15 protein-coding genes, 1 tRNA gene and 1 other annotated feature are annotated in these 20036 nt (G+C 46.6%); of the genes, 15 read left to right on the forward strand and 1 reads right to left on the reverse strand.

What is annotated here, in order from left to right; genetic code table 11:
* Positions 1 to 109: 109 nt before the first annotated feature.
* The 15 genes from CVD19_RS18210 (at position 110) to yihA (ending at position 19365) form a co-directional block, all read left to right on the forward strand.
* A tRNA-Arg gene (locus CVD19_RS18210) sits at positions 110 to 186 on the forward strand.
* A 397-nt stretch (positions 187 to 583) separates the two neighbouring features.
* On the forward strand, positions 584 to 1489 hold the full coding sequence (gene ilvE / locus CVD19_RS18215) for a branched-chain-amino-acid transaminase (RefSeq protein ID WP_101584182.1): 906 nt from the start codon (positions 584 to 586) through the stop codon (positions 1487 to 1489).
* A 51-nt stretch (positions 1490 to 1540) separates the two neighbouring features.
* Positions 1541 to 1798, forward strand: a binding site (T-box leader).
* A gap of 73 nt (positions 1799 to 1871) precedes the next feature.
* Positions 1872 to 3587, forward strand: coding sequence for an acetolactate synthase large subunit (ilvB, locus tag CVD19_RS18220; protein WP_101584184.1), 1716 nt, complete (start codon positions 1872 to 1874; stop codon positions 3585 to 3587).
* A complete protein-coding gene (gene ilvN, locus CVD19_RS18225; protein ID WP_101584186.1) occupies positions 3584 to 4102 on the forward strand; it encodes an acetolactate synthase small subunit in 519 nt (172 codons plus the stop codon). Before ilvB ends, ilvN begins: the two co-directional genes overlap by 4 nt.
* A 30-nt stretch (positions 4103 to 4132) precedes the next feature.
* Complete coding sequence (gene ilvC, locus CVD19_RS18230) at positions 4133 to 5155, forward strand: ketol-acid reductoisomerase (protein WP_101584189.1); 1023 nt, start codon at positions 4133 to 4135, stop codon at positions 5153 to 5155.
* Positions 5142 to 6680 (forward strand): 2-isopropylmalate synthase, encoded by a 1539-nt coding sequence (locus tag CVD19_RS18235; protein ID WP_101584190.1) that lies wholly within the window; start codon positions 5142 to 5144, stop codon positions 6678 to 6680. Before ilvC ends, CVD19_RS18235 begins: the two co-directional genes overlap by 14 nt.
* A gap of 30 nt (positions 6681 to 6710) precedes the next feature.
* Complete coding sequence (gene leuB, locus CVD19_RS18240; RefSeq protein ID WP_101584193.1) at positions 6711 to 7823, forward strand: 3-isopropylmalate dehydrogenase; 1113 nt, start codon at positions 6711 to 6713, stop codon at positions 7821 to 7823.
* 137 nt (positions 7824 to 7960) lie between these two features.
* A complete protein-coding gene (gene leuC, locus CVD19_RS18245) occupies positions 7961 to 9370 on the forward strand; it encodes a 3-isopropylmalate dehydratase large subunit (RefSeq protein WP_101584195.1) in 1410 nt (469 codons plus the stop codon).
* 14 nt (positions 9371 to 9384) lie between these two features.
* Positions 9385 to 9969, forward strand: a complete 585-nt coding sequence (gene leuD / locus CVD19_RS18250; RefSeq protein ID WP_101584197.1) for a 3-isopropylmalate dehydratase small subunit — start codon at positions 9385 to 9387, stop codon at positions 9967 to 9969.
* A gap of 271 nt (positions 9970 to 10240) precedes the next feature.
* Positions 10241 to 11263, forward strand: coding sequence for a tetratricopeptide repeat protein (locus CVD19_RS18255; protein ID WP_101584200.1), 1023 nt, complete (start codon positions 10241 to 10243; stop codon positions 11261 to 11263).
* Between the two features lie 155 nt (positions 11264 to 11418).
* Positions 11419 to 12705, forward strand: a complete 1287-nt coding sequence (gene tig / locus CVD19_RS18260; protein WP_101584201.1) for a trigger factor — start codon at positions 11419 to 11421, stop codon at positions 12703 to 12705.
* 367 nt (positions 12706 to 13072) lie between these two features.
* The gene (gene clpX / locus CVD19_RS18265; protein WP_101584203.1) at positions 13073 to 14335 is read left to right on the forward strand and encodes an ATP-dependent protease ATP-binding subunit ClpX; all 1263 of its coding nucleotides are present in this window, start codon (positions 13073 to 13075) and stop codon (positions 14333 to 14335) included.
* A gap of 172 nt (positions 14336 to 14507) precedes the next feature.
* Complete coding sequence (lonB, locus tag CVD19_RS18270) at positions 14508 to 16175, forward strand: ATP-dependent protease LonB (RefSeq protein WP_101584204.1); 1668 nt, start codon at positions 14508 to 14510, stop codon at positions 16173 to 16175.
* A 281-nt stretch (positions 16176 to 16456) separates the two neighbouring features.
* Positions 16457 to 18784 carry an endopeptidase La gene (gene lon / locus CVD19_RS18275; protein WP_101584206.1) on the forward strand — a complete coding sequence of 776 codons (2328 nt, stop codon included), beginning with the start codon at positions 16457 to 16459 and terminating at the stop codon, positions 18782 to 18784.
* The gene (gene yihA, locus CVD19_RS18280) at positions 18781 to 19365 is read left to right on the forward strand and encodes a ribosome biogenesis GTP-binding protein YihA/YsxC (protein ID WP_101584208.1); all 585 of its coding nucleotides are present in this window, start codon (positions 18781 to 18783) and stop codon (positions 19363 to 19365) included. The genes lon and yihA overlap by 4 nt, the downstream gene beginning before the upstream one ends.
* Positions 19366 to 19430: 65 nt before the next feature.
* On the opposite strand, the gene CVD19_RS18285 is transcribed toward yihA, so the two are convergent.
* The gene (locus CVD19_RS18285) at positions 19431 to 19916 is read right to left on the reverse strand and encodes a LiaI-LiaF-like domain-containing protein (protein ID WP_101584210.1); all 486 of its coding nucleotides are present in this window, start codon (positions 19914 to 19916) and stop codon (positions 19431 to 19433) included.
* Positions 19917 to 20036: the final 120 nt, after the last annotated feature.

The raw sequence follows: 20036 nt of genomic DNA on the forward strand, positions 1-20036 counted from the left end.
AAGGAATAGCTTCAGCGTACTGATCGAGCCGCTTCTTGAATGATCTTTCTGAGATCAGGACGGAACGAATTCAATGTGTGTTCAAAACTAAATAATATAATATTAATATGTCCCAGTAGCTCAGTAGGATAGAGCAACAGCCTTCTAAGCTGTCGGTCGGGAGTTCGAATCTCTCCTGGGACGCCATTACATTACATAGCGTAATCCAAACCCATCTGCACAAGATGGGTTTTTTTGTGTTTTTTACATATTCAGGTTCCTCATTAAATACGTAAAGTTGTTGTTACGGTTCAAAAAAAAATAAAAAATTATGTAGGACGTTAAATGTGAATAAATCAACATTGTAAGCGGATACATATTTACCGACTAATTTAAATAATCAAACAATTCCAAAAAAACCTGTTGACGCATGTGAAAAATGGGGGTAAGATAGTCCTCAAATAAAAAAAACAAGTTTAACTTAGATTTTTAAACTGACACCAATGGTGCATGCACAATTTTTGCCAAAGCCATTTATAGGGCTCACTTGTACCTGTAATTTTATCGGTTTAAAGCGGCTAATCATTAAAAAGGAGTGTTTTTTGTGCCCGAGCAATGGATTTATTTAAACGGAGAATTTGTCACCAAAGAAAACGCGAAAATTTCCGTTTATGACCATGGTTTTTTATATGGTGACGGCATATTTGAAGGGATCCGGGTTTACAGCGGGAATATTTTCCGCATGGAAGAACATATGGACCGGCTATACAGGTCTGCTAAATCAATCATGCTTCAAATACCCCACTCAGAGGATGAATTGACTGAGCTTATTGTCCAGACTGTCGAGAAAAACGGTCTCGAAGATGCATATATCCGTGTAGTGGTTTCCCGCGGGATAGGGGACCTGGGGCTGGATCCGTTCAAATGCCCCAAAGCCAACGTGGTCATCATCGTTGAGCCGCTTTCGATCTTCCCTAAAGAACTTTACGAGACAGGGCTTGAAATCATTACTGTCGCTACACGCAGAAACAGGCCGGATGTGCTGAGCCCGAAGGTGAAGTCATTGAACTACCTGAACAATGTACTTGTCCGCATTGAGGCCCATCTCGCGAACGTCAGTGAAGCGCTGATGCTGAACGACCAGGGATATGTTGCCGAAGGGTCGGCAGATAACATTTTCATTATAAAAGGAGGATGCTTTTACACACCTCCTGGATATATAGGCGCTCTTGAAGGAATTACAAGAAGTGCAGTCATGGAAATTGCAAAGGATCTTGGCTATGAAGTGAAGGAAGAACCTTTTACACGCCACGATGTTTATACAGCTGACGAAGTATTTTTAACAGGCACAGCTGCTGAAGTGATTGCTGTCGTAAAAGTGGACGGCAGAACGATAGGTGACGGAATGCCAGGGGTACACACGAACAGAATTTTAGAAAAATTCAGGGAACGGGTGGTTTCTGAAGGAATTCAAGTCTACCCGCAAAAGGCGGCTCCGCATGTAAGCTAGTCTTGAGATGCTAAAAGGAAGCAAGAGAACCGTCCCCATGCGTTAAATAATCGAAAAGCAAAGATGAGGACAAGTAATTTTGGGTACAGGGATCTACAGAGAGCCGGTGGTGCTGAAAGCCGGCGATGCCAGCCCGGAATGAACTCACCTCGGAGCGCCGGTTTGAAAGCCAGTCCAGTAAAGCCGGCCGGGTGTTTGGCACCCGTTACCAAAACGGGCAGTGGGCACACTGTCCAAAAGTGCACGCGAAACATGCGTGAATAAGGGTGGTACCGTGGAATAGGTGAACAAAGCCTTTTCATCCCTTGCCTTGCGAACAGCAGGCATATGGAGATGAGAAGGCTTTTTATTTTTTCAAAAAAATGATGGGAGGATCAAACACATGTTGCAGGAGGCTGCTTACAAGCAAGCAAAAGCAGATGCCAGGCCTATAAGTGGGGCAGACCTATTACTGGAATCACTGGAGAAGGAACAAGTGGAAGTGATTTTTGGGTATCCGGGGGGTGCGGTGCTTCCGATCTATGACAAATTATATGATTCAGGGATCCTCCACATCCTTCCAAGGCATGAGCAAGGCGGCATCCATGCTGCTGAAGGCTATGCCAGGATCAGCGGCAAACCAGGTGTGGTGATAGCAACCTCCGGTCCGGGGGCAACGAATATTGTGACGGGCCTTGCAGATGCCATGATGGATTCACTGCCACTGGTCGTTTTCACCGGCCAGGTGGCAACAGGGGTGATTGGGACCGATGCTTTTCAGGAAGCCGACATTCTGGGCATTACAACGCCTATTACGAAATACAATTACCAGGTCCGCAGCATAGAGGATATTCCGAGAATCATCAAGGAGGCTTTCTACATCGCAAGAAGCGGCAGGCCAGGGCCGGTTTTGATAGATTTTCCAAAGGATATAGCGGCGGGGGTGGCAGAAGCGCCACCGGAGCCGGAAATCTCGCTTCCTGGCTATCAGCCGACACTGGAACCAAACTACCTGCAAATCAGGAAGCTGACAGAGGCTGTAAGCAGGGCGAAGCGGCCGGTCATTCTTGCGGGGGCTGGAGTTTTACACGCGAAAGCATCAGGGCTGTTGAAAGAATATGCAGAACAGCAGCAGTTGCCTGTTGTCCATACTCTTCTGGGACTTGGCGGTTTCCCGGCCGGCCATCCGCTTTTCGCCGGATTGGGCGGCATGCACGGCTGCTATACCGCAAACATGGCATTGTATGAATGTGATTTGCTGATTAACATCGGGGCCAGGTTTGATGACCGCTTGACTGGAAATCTTAATCACTTCGCTCCAAAAGCGACTGTAGCACATATTGATATCGACCCGGCGGAGATTGGCAAAAATATTCCAACCCAAATTCCGATTGTCGGGGATGCGAAGTTCGCCTTGGAACTCCTTATCAAGCAGCAAGGGAAACGGCCGCAGCATTCCGAATGGATGGAAACGCTGGACGGGTGGAAAAAAGAATATCCATACTTTTATGATGAGTCATCCAGCCTCAAGCCGCAGCGGGTGATGGAAATGATCTATGAAAAAACAAACGGCGAAGCAATTGTTGTCACCGATGTGGGCCAGCATCAAATGTGGGCCGCACAATATTACCAGTTCAGCCAGGCTGACCGCTGGGTAACCTCTGGAGGTTTGGGCACAATGGGATTCGGCCTTCCGGCAAGCATAGGGGCCCAGCTCGCGGATCCGTCGGCATGTGTAGTTGCAGTTCTCGGTGACGGTGGTTTCCAAATGTCGACCCAGGAGCTCGCGGTAATCGCAGAAATGAATCTTCCCATCAAAATAGCCATCTTTAACAACCAGGCGCTTGGCATGGTTAGGCAATGGCAGGAAATTTTTTACGAGTCGCGCTTCTCGCACAGCAAAATGACTTCACAGCCGTCATTCGTTAAATTAGCGGATGCTTATGGGATCAAAGGCTTCGAAATTAATACAGAGGAAGAAGCCGAACAAATCCTAAATCAGGTTATGGCCGATAATGAACCAGTCCTGCTTGATTTCAGGATTGAGCCAGATGAAAATGTATTTCCGATGATCGCCCCGGGAAAAGGGCTCCATGAGATGGTGGGTGTAAAGAAATGAAACGAATCATCACGTTGACGGTTCTCAACAGGCCGGGTGTTTTAAACCGGATAACCAATTTATTTTCAAAACGGAATTATAATATCGAAAGTATTTCAGTGGGTCCCACCGAACAAGAAGGTGTATCCAGGATGACATGTGTTGTCGATGTAGAGAATGACCGTATTGGCGAGCAAATTATAAAACAGCTAAATAAACAGATTGATGTCCTTAAAGTTGCCGATATCAGCGACCAGTCAATTGTCGCGAGGGAGCTGGCATTGATCAAAGTTCTTGCCCCGGCCAATGCCCGGAATGAACTTTATTCGCTGATCGAGCCGTTTCGTGCATCAGTGATTGACGTCAGCAAGGACAGCCTGACCATCCAGATTACAGGTGAAACAGAGAAGGTCGAGGCTTTTATCGAACTGATTAAGCCTTATGGGATCAAAGAGATGGCGAGGACCGGTACAACTGCATTCCCGCGCGGGACTCAGCGGCCAGGAGGCCAATCCAGGACATATTCCATTGTTTAAATATTAGATGAATAGAGAGGGAGACGAAAAATGGCGAAAATGTACTATAACGGCGATGCAAATGAAACATATCTAAAGGGAAAAACAGTAGCGGTCATCGGGTACGGCTCACAGGGGCATGCACATGCCCAGAACCTGCGTGACAGCGGAACGGAAGTGGTCATTGGCCTAAGGGAAGGCAAGTCATGGGAGAAAGCAGAAAACGACGGCTTTAAAGTGTACAGTGTCGGCAAGGCGACCGCAGCGGCAGATGTTGTAATGATTTTGCTTCCTGATGAGATGCAGCCGTCTGTTTATAAAAAAGAAATTGAACCGAATTTGACTAACCAGGCGCTGTTGTTCGCTCACGGTTTCAATATTCATTTTCACCAGATCGTACCGCGGAAATCTTCTGACGTATTGCTTGTCGCTCCGAAGGGACCGGGACATCTTGTCAGGAGGACTTACCAGGAAGGCGCTGGCGTCCCGGCACTGTTTGCCGTTTATCAGGACGTGACCGGTGAAGCGAGGGAGCTTGCGCTGGCATATGCAAAAGGCATCGGCTCGCTTCGTGCAGGTGCACTGGAAACGACCTTTAAAGAAGAAACTGAAACCGATTTATTTGGGGAACAGGCAGTACTGTGCGGCGGGCTTACATCACTCGTAAAAGCGGGATTCGAAACACTGACAGAAGCAGGGTACCAACCGGAGCTGGCATACTTTGAATGCCTCCATGAGCTGAAATTGATCGTTGACCTGATGTATGAAGGAGGGCTTGCCGGAATGCGCTATTCGATCTCCGATACTGCACAATGGGGTGACTTTGTCAGCGGGCCGCGGATCATCGACGGACGGGTAAAGGATGAGATGAAAGCGGTTCTTAAGGATATTCAGGAAGGCAAGTTTGCAAAGGGATGGATCTTGGAAAACCAGGCAAACAGGCCGGTCTTTAACGCAGTGAATGAAAGAGAAAACAGCCACCAGATTGAGGTGGTAGGCAAAGAACTCAGGAAGATGATGCCTTTCGTGAACAAAGAAAAGCAGAGAGAAGTGGTCACCGGTGCAAAAGGTTAATATTTTTGACACGACATTGCGGGATGGGGAACAGTCAGCAGGGGTCAACCTTAATATTTCAGAAAAGTTGGAAATCGCCAGGCAACTGGAAAGGTTGAATGTGGACATCATCGAAGCCGGTTTTCCGGCAGCATCTAAGGGTGACCTTTCCTCGGTCCGTGAAATCGCCAGGACCATAAAAGGATGTTCTGTAACCGGCTTAGCCCGTTCCGTGTTTTCTGATATCGATGCCGCATGGGAGGCGTTGAGAGAAGGTACAGCACCACGGCTTCACTTGTTTATTGCCACTTCTCCCATTCATATGAAGTACAAATTGAAACAGACACCTGAACAGGTCAAGGAAACAGCGATAACTACAGTTAAGTACGCTGCAGAAAGGTTCCCGGTCATTCAGTGGTCCGCTGAGGACGCAACCAGGACTGACCTTCCATTTCTCGCTGAAATCGTTGAAGAGGTCATCCAGGCAGGGGCCCATGTCATTAATATTCCCGACACTGTAGGCTATACAACACCAGAGGAATACGGAGCCATTTTTCAATATTTGCTGGCTAATGTTCCCTCTATTGGAAAGGTACAGCTGTCGGCCCATTGTCATGACGATTTAGGGATGGCAGTTTCGAATTCTCTTGCTGCAGTAAGAAATGGTGTGACCCAGGTCGAGGGAACCATTAATGGAATAGGGGAACGGGCTGGCAACACAGCGCTTGAGGAATTTGCGGTAGCGCTTAACATACGAAATGACCATTACCAGGCCGATACAAGGCTGAATTTAAAAGAAATCAGCAGAACAAGCAGCCTCGTCAGCAAGCTGACCGGAATAGAAGTTCCTCCAAATAAAGCGGTCGTCGGGAGGAATGCGTTCGCCCATGAGTCCGGCATCCACCAGGATGGCGTCCTGAAAGAAAAGACGACTTATGAGATTATATCTCCGGAATTGGTAGGATACCAGTCAAACGCAATGGTACTTGGCAAGCACTCAGGACGCCACGCGTTCCGCAGCCGGCTGGCCGAACTGGGGCTTGCCGTTCCTGACGAAGATATTAACCGGTTGTTTGCTGTCTTTAAGGATCTTGCTGACCGCAAGAAAGTGATGACTGACGATGACCTGGCCGCAATTGTTCTCGAGCAGAAGCTCTCCAAGGACCAGCAATTTTATGAATTGGTATCGATTCAGGTGCAGTATGGTACCACCCAGGTTCCAACTGCAACAGTAACGCTTTCTGGATGTGAAAATGAAGTAATCCAGGAGGCAGCTACTGGTTCGGGCAGCATTGAGGCCCTTTATAACACCCTTGAGAAATGCATGAAGGAAACAATCCACCTGCTTGATTACCGTATTCAATCTGTCGGTGCCGGACGGGACGCCCTTGCCCAGGTTTTTGTCAAAATGCATTATGCCGGCAAGGAAACAAGTGGCAGGGGACTCGCGCAGGATGTTCTGGAAGCCTCGGCAAAAGCATATTTGAACGCTGTGAACCGGGTGCTCTTTATTGAGGAAAGCTCAAAAACAGCGGTGCTTGGATAGAAAAAAACAAATCATATCAGGAGGGATAACATGAAAAAGACAATCGCAGTACTGCCTGGTGATGGAATTGGAAAGGAAGTAACAAGGGGAGCTGTCACCATTTTACAGGCTGTCGGTGAACGTTTTGGGCATCAATTTCAGTTTGTCTACGCCAGTATTGGCGGAGAAGCGATTAACTCCTGTCGTACCCCTCTTCCTGATGAAACCGTTGAAATATGCAAACGCAGCGATGCCGTGCTGCTCGGGGCGGTCGGGGGCCCTGAATGGGATGGACTTCCTGGCCACCTGCGTCCTGAAAGAGGGCTGTTGAAAATCAGGAAAGAACTCGGGCTTTATGCCAACCTCAGGCCGACACGCTATTATGCCAGTCTGTCGGCTTCTTCCCCGCTCCGGCCAGAGGTAATCGAAGGCGTGGATTTGTTGATGGTCCGTGAGCTGACCGGGGGGCTTTATTTCGGGAAGCCGAGTGAAAGGACAACACAAAACGGGGAAGACGCGGTAGTCGATACTCTTTTTTACCAGAGGAAAGAAATAGACAGGGTCATCCGGCTTGCTTTTGAACTGGCTAAAAACAGAAACAAAAAAGTGACCTCGGTCGATAAAGCCAACGTTTTGGAATCAAGCAGGATGTGGAGGGAAACAGCTGAAACAATCGCAAAGGAATATCCGGAAGTCACCCTTGAACATATGCTCGTCGACAATGCGGCAATGCAAATGATAAAAAACCCGCGCCGGTTTGATGTCATCGTCACTGAAAATATGTTCGGCGACATTTTAAGTGATGAAGCATCTGTTCTGACCGGTTCACTTGGAATGCTTCCTTCAGCAAGCGTATCGCAAGGCGGCCCGTATTTATACGAACCCATCCACGGCTCCGCTCCGGACATTAAAGGCAAGAACGTCGCCAATCCGATCGCCATGATCCTTTCAGCTGCAATGATGCTTAGGAATTCGTTCGGGTTGGAGGAAGAAGCGGCAGCAGTAGAAAATGCAGTCAGCCAGGTGCTTGATGCAGGCTATCGGACGAGCGACATTGCCGTGGCAGGGCAACAAACTTTTAGCACTGAAGAAATGATTGAGGAAATAAAGGCAACGATTCTCGACAATGAAGCGATATTGAACATCATGAGTGCATACGCTTAATTTTTTACACAATCTGTTAATCAACCACTTGAAGAGAAATAAAACCCTGGTTTGAACAATGAAAAAATGATGAATCTTGATGAGAACCGAAAGTATTGTAGCTTCAGCTGTAAATCGGGTCCGTGGAGGGGTGAGCGATGGGGAAATCGATTATTGATAAAATCTGGGAAAAACATGTCGTACACATGGAGGAAGGAAAACCTGACCTGCTCTATATTGATCTTCATTTAGTCCATGAGGTCACATCACCTCAAGCTTTTTCTGGGCTCCGAATGAAAAACAGGGCGGTAAGAAAGCCGGACCTGACGTTTGCGACGATGGACCATAATGTGCCGACCGTCAACCGTTTTCGGGTTGACGATCCGGTCGCGAAAAACCAAATGGATACGCTGCGGGAAAATTGCCGCGAGTTTGGCATCCCATTAGCCGATATGGATAGCCCCGACCAGGGCATTGTCCATGTAATCGGACCGCAGCTCGGGTTGACAAAACCGGGGATGACGATTGTTTGCGGAGACAGCCATACCTCCACCCACGGGGCATTTGGTGCTCTCGCTTTCGGCATCGGCACGAGTGAAGTCGAACATGTGCTTGCGACGCAGACACTTTGGCAAACAAAGCCGAAAACATTGAAACTCCAAATAAACGGCGAGCTTGGACCTGGTGTCAGTGCCAAGGATGTCATTCTTTATATTTTGTCCAAATATGGAGTGAAATTCGGCACTGGGCATGTAATCGAATATTGCGGTGATGTGATCCGGAATATGTCGATGGAGGAAAGGATGACAGTTTGCAATATGTCGATAGAGGGAGGGGCAAAAGCCGGCCTCGTTGCACCGGACGAAAAAACTTTCATCTATTTAAAGGGAAGGAAATATGCGCCATCCGATGAGCAGCTCCTCTCATTAATAGAAGAATGGAAGGGACTGGACTCAGATCCGGATGCCAGTTACGATAAAATTCTCACCATCGATGGCAGTGAAATCGCCCCGATGGTCAGCTGGGGCACAAACCCCTCGATGACTGCACCAGTAACAGGACGCGTACCATTTTTGCAGGAATGCCGAAATGAGATTGAGAGGAAGGCTGTTGATAGGGCGCTTGCCTATATGGGGCTGTCTGAAGGCCAAAGAATCGAAGATATTAAAATCCAAAAGGTTTTCATTGGCTCCTGCACCAACTCCCGGCTGGAAGATTTACGGGCTGCTGCGGAAGTATTGCGGGGCCAAAAGGTGCATAAGGATGTTACGGCCATTGTTGTGCCGGGTTCCGCGCATGTTAAGCTGCTTGCCGAAGCAGAAGGATTGGATGCCATCTTCAAGGAGGCTGGGTTCGAATGGCGGGAATCAGGCTGCAGCATGTGCCTCAGCATGAATGCTGACTTTGTCCCTGCCGGGGAGCATTGTGCTTCGACGTCAAACCGGAATTTTGAAGGGCGGCAGGGAGCCGGGGCAAGAACCCATCTGGTCAGCCCGGCGATGGCAGCCGCTGCGGCCGTGCATGGACGGTTTGCTGATATCCGAAACATGTCCGCAGTCAAAGTTTAAGGGAGGGAAAAAACATGTCGGGTATTAATGTCTATCAAGGGAAGGCTGCCGGACTGGACAGGGCAAATGTTGATACAGACCAGATCATCCCGAAACAATTTTTAAAAAGAATTGAAAAGACGGGCTTCGGGGAGTTTCTGTTTTACGACTGGCGCTATATTTCTGACGGAGTATTAAATCCTGATTTCGAACTGAACAGGCCTGGAAACCAGGGGGCAACGATTTTAATAGCCAACGAGAATTTCGGCTGCGGCTCATCCAGGGAGCATGCGCCATGGGCCCTGTTGGATTATGGTTTTAAAGTGATCATTGCGCCGTCTTTTGCTGATATTTTCTATCAAAATTGCCTGAAGAACGGCATCCTTCCAGTTGTGCTTGCAGATGAGGAAACAGGCCGCTTATTGGAACTGTCGCGCAACAACCCCGTCGATTTGACAGTTTCGCTCAGGGATCAGGTTGTCGAGGGCCCAGAAGGATTCCGGGCGAAATTCGACATCCACCCGTATTGGAAAACAATGCTGATGAATGGGTTGGACGAAATCGGGCTAACCTTGCAACTGGAAGATAAAATCAGTGCGTATGAAACAGCGAGGGGTTAAATATTAGGACATAATTCTCGTTTTTTACATTATAATACAGCTACATGGATTATACTTACCGGGAATAAAAATGTACTTACCAGGAAAATGAAATTGGTTTAAAAAAGGCAGAGAATTTTCCTTCTGGTGAATTCTCTGCACTTTTACATGGATGAACAGCTCAAACCGTGTTCATTTGCACAAGATTCACAGTCCTCCTGTGAATCTTTTTGTTTTTTGATGCATTCATGCTAAACTAACTTCAACTAATTGATTAAGGCAGGTTTAAGGCATGACGAAACGGGATTCACATAAGGATAATATCATTCTATTTCCCGGCCTTGACAGGCGTTTGATGGAAAAAGGACTTGAGCATCTTCAGCAAAAAAAATACCGGGATGCCACCCATTTCTTTGAACAGGCGCTTAAGCTGGATCCGGTAAATGGTGATATTTACATCGGCCTGGTCCTGGCAAATTTCGAGTCCGGGCATTTGAAGGAAGCTAAGGAGCTTGCTGCAGAAATGCTCCGTAAAGGAATCGGCGATTATATCGAGATCATTGATTTGTATATCATGATACTTGTCCAGTTAAATGAATACGATGAAATCGTGTCCACGATAGAGGCATTGCTGGAGGAACGGGAAATTCCTAAAGAAAAACTCGAGCATTTTTCAAGAATGCTGCATTTCAGCAGGAGGATGGCTCAGGGTAAAGGGAATGAAGCTACACAGGAATCGCTGGAAAGTGAATATGAGGATGAAAGACTGAGCCTATTTACATATCAGGACCCTAAAGACCAGGTGCTCCTTGCTGCCAGGCTCTCCAAGGAAAACATCCGTCCGTACCTGGAAGAAATTAAGAGTTATCTCGCATCAGATGAAGGCCATCCCTTCCAGAAAACAATGCTCCTCAATATTTTAAGAGAGCAGGAATACGACCGGGAAATTGACATTACCAAGTTTGCAAGAAGGAAAACAGTCATCCCTTCCAATCTTCCTGAACTGCAGGATATGGAAGGGATGCAGCCGACGGTCGCCATTTTGCGGGACGAGCTTGAAAACAGAGACCCTGTCCTGTTCGAAAATATAAAGAGCCTGATAGAAAGGCATAACTTCCTGCTGTATCCTTTTGAACCCGAGCCGCTAGGCCCTGCTGTCTGGGCAGCTGCCTATTACCATACTGCGAGAGAGTACTACGGTTCGGAAGAAAGCGTGGAAGAAGCCGCAGGCATATATGGTGTTTCTGCCAGTGATGCCGAACAGGCCGTCCTTTTTATTAAATCAATAGAAGAAATTTCTTATCCGGGAATATAGCTTCGCTGTTGAAAGGTTTTAAAGCTGTGTTATAATGTAGTGGTTGCATTGTGTAAAAATATATATTTTACATTAAAAAATGGATGTTACTTGTGTGAAAAGAAGTATTCATCGACCAATCAATGAAATGATAATAGATTGTTGGAGGGAAATGTATGTCTGCAAAATGGGAAAAGTTAGAAGGCAATCAGGGTGTACTTACAATTGAACTGGATGCGGAGAAGGTTAATGAGGGCTTGAACGAAGCATTCAAAAAGGTTGTCAAGCAAGTAAATGTTCCTGGATTCCGTAAAGGTAAAATGCCGCGCGCCCTGTTTGAAAAGCGCTTTGGAGTTGAAGCTCTTTACCAGGATGCAATCGATATCCTGCTTCCAGAAGCATATGCAAATGCTATCGAAGAAACTGGTATCGAGCCAGTTGACCGCCCTGAAATTGATATCGAAAAGTTTGAAAAAGGCGAGCCGATGGTCGTGAAGGCAACTGTAACAGTCAAGCCGGAAGTAAAGCTGGGCGATTACAAAGGCCTTGAAGTAGAAGCTTTTGATGCCACTGTTACTGATGAGGATGTCGAAAAGGAAATCAAGGCAATGCAGGAGCGCCAGGCTGAGCTTGTTGTAAAAGAAGAAGGACAGGCTGAAAATGGGGACACAGTAGTAATTGACTTCGAAGGTTTTGTCGATGGTGAAGCTTTTGAAGGCGGCCAGGCTGACAACTATTCATTGGAGCTGGGTTCTGGTTCATTCATCCCTGGTTTCGAAGAACAGCTTGTTGGACTTGCTGCTGGTGAAGAGAAGGAAGTAGAAGTTACTTTCCCTGAAGAGTACCACGCTGCAGAGCTTGCCGGCAAACTAGCTGTGTTTAAAGTGAAAGTACACGAAATCAAGGGCAAGGAATTTCCTGAGCTGGATGATGAATTTGCTAAAGATGTAGATGACGAAGTTGAAACTTTGGACGAATTGAAGGAAAAGATCAAAAATCGTCTTGAGCATGACAAACAACATCAGGCTGAACACCATGTCCGTGACGCTGTAGTTGAAAAAGCTGCTTCAAACGCAGAAATCGACATTCCGGAAGCCATGGTAAACACTGAGATCGACCGCATGGTAAGCGAGTTTGAGCAACGCCTTCAAATGCAGGGCATGAACATGGAGCTTTACTACCAATTTTCCGGCCAGGATGAAAATGCCCTTCGTGAACAAATGAAGGAAGAAGCAGCGAATCGTGTGCGCGTAAACCTTACCCTTGAAGCGATAGCCAAGCAAGAGAACCTTGAAGTTACTGAGGAAGAAGTAAATGCCGAGCTGGAAAAAATGGCAGAACAGTACAACATGACTGTTGAAAACATCAAGGCTGCAATCGGAAACGTTGAAGGCCTGAAAGGTGATCTTCAGCTTAGAAAAGCAATCGAATTTCTTGTGGAAAACAGCAAGACTGTAGCATAATAATTATATACACTTGAATATAAACAAGGCGCGATGAAATCGTGCCTTGTTTTGTACAATACATAGTTAATCCTTCGTTTCAGTGTACATACATACATCAAAATTTATGCAATTTATAAACCGTCGATTGAAGATGCCGATTTATGGACAAGATTAATTAATACATAACATCATTTTTAAAAGCGGCTCAGGTCAGGTAAAAATTTTTCGCGCCAAGAGTTATTATTTCCTGTATCCTGGTAAAATGTGATACAATGCAATACATAACTGTTGAAGAATTCTGTTGTTAGACGTGAAATATTGATTGTTTTTGCTTCTGATCCGCAGCTTTATATATTTGCTTAGAAGTTTTCAAGGGGTGAAGTCATTGTTCAAATTTAATGATGAAAAAGGGCAGCTGAAGTGTTCTTTTTGCGGAAAGACACAGGACCAGGTCCGCAAGCTGGTTGCCGGACCAGGTGTATATATATGTGATGAATGTATTGAATTATGTACGGAGATCGTAGAGGAAGAGCTCGGGACAGAAGAAGAAGTTGAGTTCAAAGATGTTCCAAAGCCAAGGGAAATCCGCGATATCCTTGATGAATATGTAATCGGGCAGGAACAGGCGAAAAAGAACTTGTCTGTTGCCGTGTACAATCATTACAAACGTATTAATTCAAACAGCAAAATCGATGATGTTGAACTATCCAAAAGCAATATCGCCATGATTGGTCCTACAGGAAGCGGAAAGACGCTTCTTGCCCAGACCCTGGCACGGATTTTGAATGTTCCTTTCGCGATTGCTGATGCCACTTCTCTTACAGAAGCTGGTTATGTCGGGGAGGATGTAGAAAATATCCTTCTTAAACTTATCCAGGCGGCCGACTATGATGTGGAGAAGGCTGAAAAAGGCATCATTTATATTGACGAAATTGATAAAATCGCCAGAAAATCAGAAAACCCTTCAATTACAAGGGATGTTTCGGGTGAAGGCGTACAGCAGGCATTGCTGAAAATCCTGGAAGGCACAGTTGCCAGCGTTCCTCCACAGGGCGGGCGCAAGCATCCCCACCAGGAATTCATCCAGATTGACACAACGAATATCTTGTTCATTTGCGGCGGTGCGTTTGACGGGATTGAATCCATCATTAAACGCCGGTTGGGACAGAAAGTAATCGGTTTTGGTTCCGATCAAAAGGGGCAGGACCTCGATGACAAGGAATTGCTATCCAAGGTACTTCCTGAAGACCTTCTGAAATTTGGCTTGATACCAGAATTCATCGGACGTCTTCCGGTCATTGCAAGCCTTGCCCAGCTTGATGAGGATGCACTGGTCCAAATCTTGACGAAGCCTAAAAATGCACTTGTGAAGCAGTATCAAAAAATGCTTGAGCTTGACGATGTAGAGCTCGAGTTTGAAGAAGGAGCCCTCTCCGAAATCGCGAAGAGAGCGATCGAGCGCAAGACAGGGGCACGCGGACTCCGTTCCATCATTGAAGGAATCATGCTGGACGTCATGTTCGACCTCCCATCCCGCGATGATATTGTTAAATGTATCATCACGGAAGAGACCGTTACAGAACATAGCGTTCCAAAATTGGTTCTCAATGACGGCACAGTCATCGACGAAGAAAGAACATCAGCTTAATGGCGAAAAAGGCCCGGCGTTGCGCCTGGCCTTTTTTATTTTTTCAGTATAAATTCCTTGATGGCCCGGTTTTCAACTTTTGAAAATTACCTGGAAATCCTGTTTATTCGAACTCTGTGAAGGGGATACTAGGGTAAAGCGAATAGAACAAAATATTCAGGAGGGAATACCATTGAGTTGGACGGGGATAGCCTTATTTATACAGCTTTTTTTCGGTATTGTGATCGGGCTGTATTTCTGGAATTTGTTAAGAAATCAACGGAGCCAAAAGATTTCAATTGACAGGGAATCAAGGAAAGAAATGGAACAGTTGAAGAAGATGAGATCGATCTCCCTGAGTGAGCCTTTGTCGGAGAAAGTCAGACCTTCCAGCTTTAAGGATATTGTCGGCCAGGAAGACGGAATAAAGGCATTAAAAGCAGCGCTGTGCGGACCCAACCCTCAGCATGTCATCATATACGGCCCCCCGGGAGTGGGAAAAACCGCGGCTGCGCGCCTTGTGCTTGAGGAAGCGAAGCAAAACGCCAAATCCCCTTTTCAAAATTCTTCTGTATTCGTGGAGCTTGATGCTACAACCGCCCGCTTCGATGAAAGAGGAATTGCGGATCCCCTGATCGGATCTGTCCATGACCCGATTTATCAGGGTGCTGGTGCCATGGGACAGGCTGGTATTCCACAGCCAAAACAGGGAGCGGTTACAAACGCCCATGGCGGGGTTTTATTCATTGATGAAATTGGAGAGCTCCACCCGATCCAGATGAACAAACTGCTGAAGGTGCTCGAGGATCGCAAAGTTTTTCTTGAAAGTGCTTATTATAGTGAAGAAAATGCCCAAATCCCCAGCCATATCCATGATATTTTTAAAAACGGGCTTCCAGCTGATTTTCGGCTTGTTGGAGCTACGACAAGAACGCCTAATGAAATTCCACCGGCAATCCGGTCAAGATGCATGGAGGTATTCTTCAGGGAATTGAGCAAGGATGAAATTGAGGCAGTCGCGAGAAAAGCCGCAAAAAAAGTGAACCTTTCAATGAGCGAATCCGCAATAGACACATTATCAAATTATGCGCGCAACGGCCGTGAAGCTGTAAATATGGTGCAGATTGCTGCAGGCCTGGCGATTTCGGACGAGCGTTCGTTCATAAAAGAAGAAGAGATTGAGTGGGTGATCCATTCCAGCCAGCTGACACCAAGGTTGGAAAGGAAAATCAATGAGAAATCAGCTGTCGGCCTTGTAAATGGGCTTGCCGTGTATGGTCCGAATATGGGATCCCTGCTTGAGATTGAAGTAACCGTCATTCAGGCGAAAGAAAAAGGCAGTATCAATATTACCGGCATTGTCGAAGAAGAAAGCATCGGCGGGCAGGGAAAGTCAATCCGGAGAAAAAGCATGGCACGGGGCTCAATCGAAAACGTGATCACTGTCCTCCGTTCGATGGGCGTCCCTGCTGATGAGTTTGATATCCATGTCAACTTCCCGGGCGGCATACCGATAGACGGGCCATCTGCAGGGATTGCAATGGCGACAGGCATCTATTCCGCGATTTATAAAATCCCAATGGACCATACTGTGGCGATGACCGGTGAAATCAGCATCCATGGCTTTGTCAAGCCGATTGGTGGCGTGTACCCCAAGGTAAAGGCAGCCAAACAGGCAGGTGCAAAAAAAGTCATCATTCCAAAGGAAAATATGCAGACAATCCTCCACGAGATCACTGGAATCGAAATTATCCCTGTGACCCATCTCGATCAAGTTTTCGAAATTGCACTATTGAAGGAATACCCAAGGGAACAGATCATTTCGGCCGCAGTAGAACTGACAAAAAAAGAGACTAGCTGACCGGAAAGCCCATTTTACATCAGCAGTTGTGATAAAAAAGGGGTGCCGCACTAAAGGTACGGATCAGAGCTTCGGTTCAACGGAACAAGAACCGAAGCTTTTGCTTGCCTCGAAGGCATATTTTGTTTTGAATTTCACGATACTACTGTTAATTGCTGCCTTGATATCCCCGGCCGAATTGGCGTGGCTCCTGATTATTAGACACTTTATACTAAATACGATAGAATTGAACAAAGCATTAAGATGTTTTAAAGTAAGCTGCATGTTGGAGGTGCAATGTCATGGCGAATAAAGAAGAGCTTACCGTTCCGCTCCTGCCGCTACGGGGGCTTTTAGTGTATCCAACAATGGTTCTACACCTTGATGTTGGACGGGAAAAATCTGTACAGGCTCTCGAAAAAGCTATGGTGGATGACCACTTGATTTTTCTCACGACCCAAAAAGATATTTCTATAGATGAGCCATCAGAAGAAGATTTATACCGGATGGGAACTTTAACGAAAGTAAAGCAAATGCTGAAGCTTCCGAACGGCACAATCCGTGTCCTTGTAGAAGGCCTAAAAAGGGCAGAAATCACAACCTTTTTTGATGAAAAGGATTATTTTGCAGCACGGCTGGAGATATTTGAGGACCGGGAAACAAAAGATGTTGAAGATGAAGCATTGATGAGGACAATGCTTGAATACTTTGAGCAATACATAAAAATGTCTAAAAAGATATCAGCGGAAACATATGCATCCGTTTCAGATATTGAAGAGCCAGGCCGAATGGCAGACATCATTGCTTCACATCTGCCGCTGAAGCTTAAGGAAAAGCAGGAAATCCTTGAAACAGCGGATGTCAAGGAAAGAATGAACCGCGTGGTCGAAATTATTCACAATGAAAAAGAAGTGCTCAATCTGGAGAAGAAAATTGGCCAGCGTGTCAAAAGATCTATGGAGAGGACACAAAAAGAATATTATTTGCGTGAACAGCTGAAAGCGATTCAAAAAGAACTTGGTGAAAAAGAAGGAAAAACTGGCGAAGTCTCAGAGCTTTCAGACAAGATTGAACTGTCCGGCATGCCGGAGCACGTGAAAGAAACAGCCTTAAAAGAGCTGGACCGATATGAAAAGGTACCGACCACCTCAGCGGAAAGTGCGGTCATCCGCAATTATATTGAGTGGCTTGTTTCACTTCCATGGACAAAGGCGACCGAGGATGATCTGGACATTCAAAAAGCCGAGCGGATATTGCATAACGACCATTATGGCCTTGAAAAGGTGAAGGAACGTGTGCTGGAATACCTCGCAGTCCAAAAACTCACAAACTCGCTGAAGGGGCCGATCCTGTGCCTCGCCGGACCTCCGGGAGTCGGAAAAACGAGCCTGGCCAAATCAATCGCAAAATCGTTAAACAGGAATTTCGTCCGTATCTCACTGGGCGGTGTCCGTGATGAGTCCGAAATCCGTGGTCATCGTCGTACATATGTCGGTGCGATGCCCGGCAGGATCATCCAAGGGATGAAAAAATCCGGCACGATCAACCCAGTGTTCCTGCTCGACGAAATTGACAAGATGTCCAGTGATTTCAGGGGCGACCCTTCAGCTGCAATGCTGGAGGTGTTGGATCCGGAACAGAACCACAATTTCAGCGACCATTACATTGAAGAGCCTTACGATTTATCAAAGGTGATGTTTATTGCGACGGCAAACAACCTGGCCACAGTGCCCGGACCATTGCTGGACAGGATGGAAATCATTTCAATTGCCGGATATACAGAGCTTGAAAAGCTTCATATTGCCAAGGACCATCTGCTCCCAAGGCAAATCAAGGAGAATGGCCTATCAAAAAGCCAGCTCCAAATTAGGGATGAAGCAATGATGAGGATCATCCGCTATTACACGAGGGAAGCGGGAGTCCGTTCTCTTGAACGGCAGCTTGCCGGCATTTGCCGGAAAACAGCAAAAATCGTTGTGGCCGGTGAGAAAAAGCGGGTTGTCGTGAATGAAAAGAGTGTAGAGGAATTTTTGGGCAAACCAAAGTTCAGATATGGCCAGGCGGAGCTTGAGGACCAGGTCGGGGTTGCAACAGGCCTTGCCTACACTACCGTCGGCGGGGATACGCTTCAAATTGAAGTTTCCCTCTCTCCTGGAAAAGGCAAGCTCGTGTTAACAGGAAAACTTGGGGATGTAATGAAGGAATCCGCCCAGGCAGCTTTCAGCTACATCAGGTCAAAGACGAAAGAGCTTGGCATTGCTGAAGATTTCCATGAGAAGCATGATATCCATATCCATGTTCCTGAGGGCGCAGTTCCGAAAGATGGGCCATCTGCGGGCATCACCATTGCCACTGCGCTTGTATCGGCCCTTAGCGGCACGCCAATCCGCAGGGAAGTTGGAATGACGGGTGAGATTACGCTGCGCGGCCGTGTGCTTCCAATCGGAGGCGTGAAAGAAAAAACGCTGAGCGCACACAGGGCAGGCCTGACAAAAATCATTTTGCCTAAAGAAAATGAAAAGGACATCGACGACATTCCTGAAAGTGTCCGAAAAGAACTTGATTTTGTGCTTGTATCACATGTCGATGAAGTGTTAAAACATGCCCTGGCCGATGGTGCCTCCCGATGAAGGTAAACACAGCTGAGATTGTGATCAGCGCGGTAAGGCCCAGCCAGTATCCGGAGGGAGACCTGCCCGAATTTGCGCTTGCTGGACGCTCGAATGTCGGGAAATCTTCCTTCATCAATAAGATGCTGAACCGGAAAAATCTCGCCAGGACATCGTCCAAACCGGGAAAAACGCAGACGCTTAACTTTTACTTAATAAACGAAATGCTGCACTTTGTTGATGTGCCCGGCTACGGCTACGCAAAGGTTTCAAAAACAGAACGGGCAGCTTGGGGAAAAATGATTGAAACGTACTTTACCTCGAGGGAACAGTTAAGGGCTGCCCTTCTGATCGTCGATTTGCGCCATCCGCCAACAGCAGATGATGTGATGATGTACGATTTTTTCAAGCATTATGAGCTCCCCGTAATCATCATTGCAACAAAGGCAGATAAAATCCCGAAGTCAAAGTGGCAAAAACATTTAAAAATAACGAGGGAAACTCTTAATTTGGACCCGGATGACACAATGATCCTGTTCTCTTCAGAAACAGGTGAGGGAAAGGACAAAGCATGGGCAGCCTTGGAAAGCTTCATGCGGTGAAAACAAGAAAGGACAGGAAACCAAATGGTTCCTGTCCTTCTTTATTTGGATGGCCAGTCGGGTTGTCATTTCTTTTTTATAAACAGCAAGTAAATTCCAATAAGCACGAGGGCAGCCGGCCAAAACTTCCATGCGGCTGCCATGCCGTTTTCCAGCAGGCCCAGATAACCGGCAATTCTATCGTAAAAAAGCAGGAGGCCTGCCAGAACAAGAAAAAGTATGCCATGGAACAGTCCGGTACCAGCCTTTTGATAGCGAAGCAAAAATCCAAGGGCGATGATCAGAGTAAAGGTCCCCATATGATCAGGCCAGATTTCAAGGCGGTTAACTACATGAAAGTGGACACCAAACCCCACTAGGATCACCCCGGGCAGGATTGCTTCATAATCCTTTCCCCAGTAACCCTGGCCTAAAAATGCAGTCCCGACAATGATCATCAACGTCGGCCATGTGTAAAATTCCTGGAACGGGGCGATATTTGATTGCTGTAAATAAAAATAGATCCCAAATCCGATTAAAATAATTCCAGGCATGATTCTTTGATTTTTCACGGTATCCCCACTTCCAATAAGGCTTACTTGAAATTAAAGTCAGTTTTTGTTAATGTACATAAGAAAGTATGTCGATTGATATGTATTTTTTGCTGCCTGAGTGGTAAATTTTTATATAAA

This window comes from Bacillus sp. T33-2 (assembly GCF_002860205.1).
Lineage (GTDB): Bacteria > Bacillota > Bacilli > Bacillales > Cytobacillaceae > T33-2.

Bases quoted from the DNA above. Each gene is read 5' to 3' on its own strand.
- ilvB (WP_101584184.1), top strand. From the start codon at position 1,872: ATGTTGCAGGAGGCTGCTTACAAGCAAGCAAAAGCAGATGCCAGGCCT.
- ilvN (WP_101584186.1), top strand. From the start codon at position 3,584: ATGAAACGAATCATCACGTTGACGGTTCTCAACAGGCCGGGTGTTTTA.
- ilvC (WP_101584189.1), top strand. From the start codon at position 4,133: ATGGCGAAAATGTACTATAACGGCGATGCAAATGAAACATATCTAAAG.
- leuB (WP_101584193.1), top strand. From the start codon at position 6,711: ATGAAAAAGACAATCGCAGTACTGCCTGGTGATGGAATTGGAAAGGAA.
- leuC (WP_101584195.1), top strand. From the start codon at position 7,961: ATGGGGAAATCGATTATTGATAAAATCTGGGAAAAACATGTCGTACAC.
- leuD (WP_101584197.1), top strand. From the start codon at position 9,385: ATGTCGGGTATTAATGTCTATCAAGGGAAGGCTGCCGGACTGGACAGG.
- CVD19_RS18255 (WP_101584200.1), top strand. From the start codon at position 10,241: ATGACGAAACGGGATTCACATAAGGATAATATCATTCTATTTCCCGGC.
- tig (WP_101584201.1), top strand. From the start codon at position 11,419: ATGTCTGCAAAATGGGAAAAGTTAGAAGGCAATCAGGGTGTACTTACA.
- lon (WP_101584206.1), top strand. From the start codon at position 16,457: ATGGCGAATAAAGAAGAGCTTACCGTTCCGCTCCTGCCGCTACGGGGG.
- yihA (WP_101584208.1), top strand. From the start codon at position 18,781: ATGAAGGTAAACACAGCTGAGATTGTGATCAGCGCGGTAAGGCCCAGC.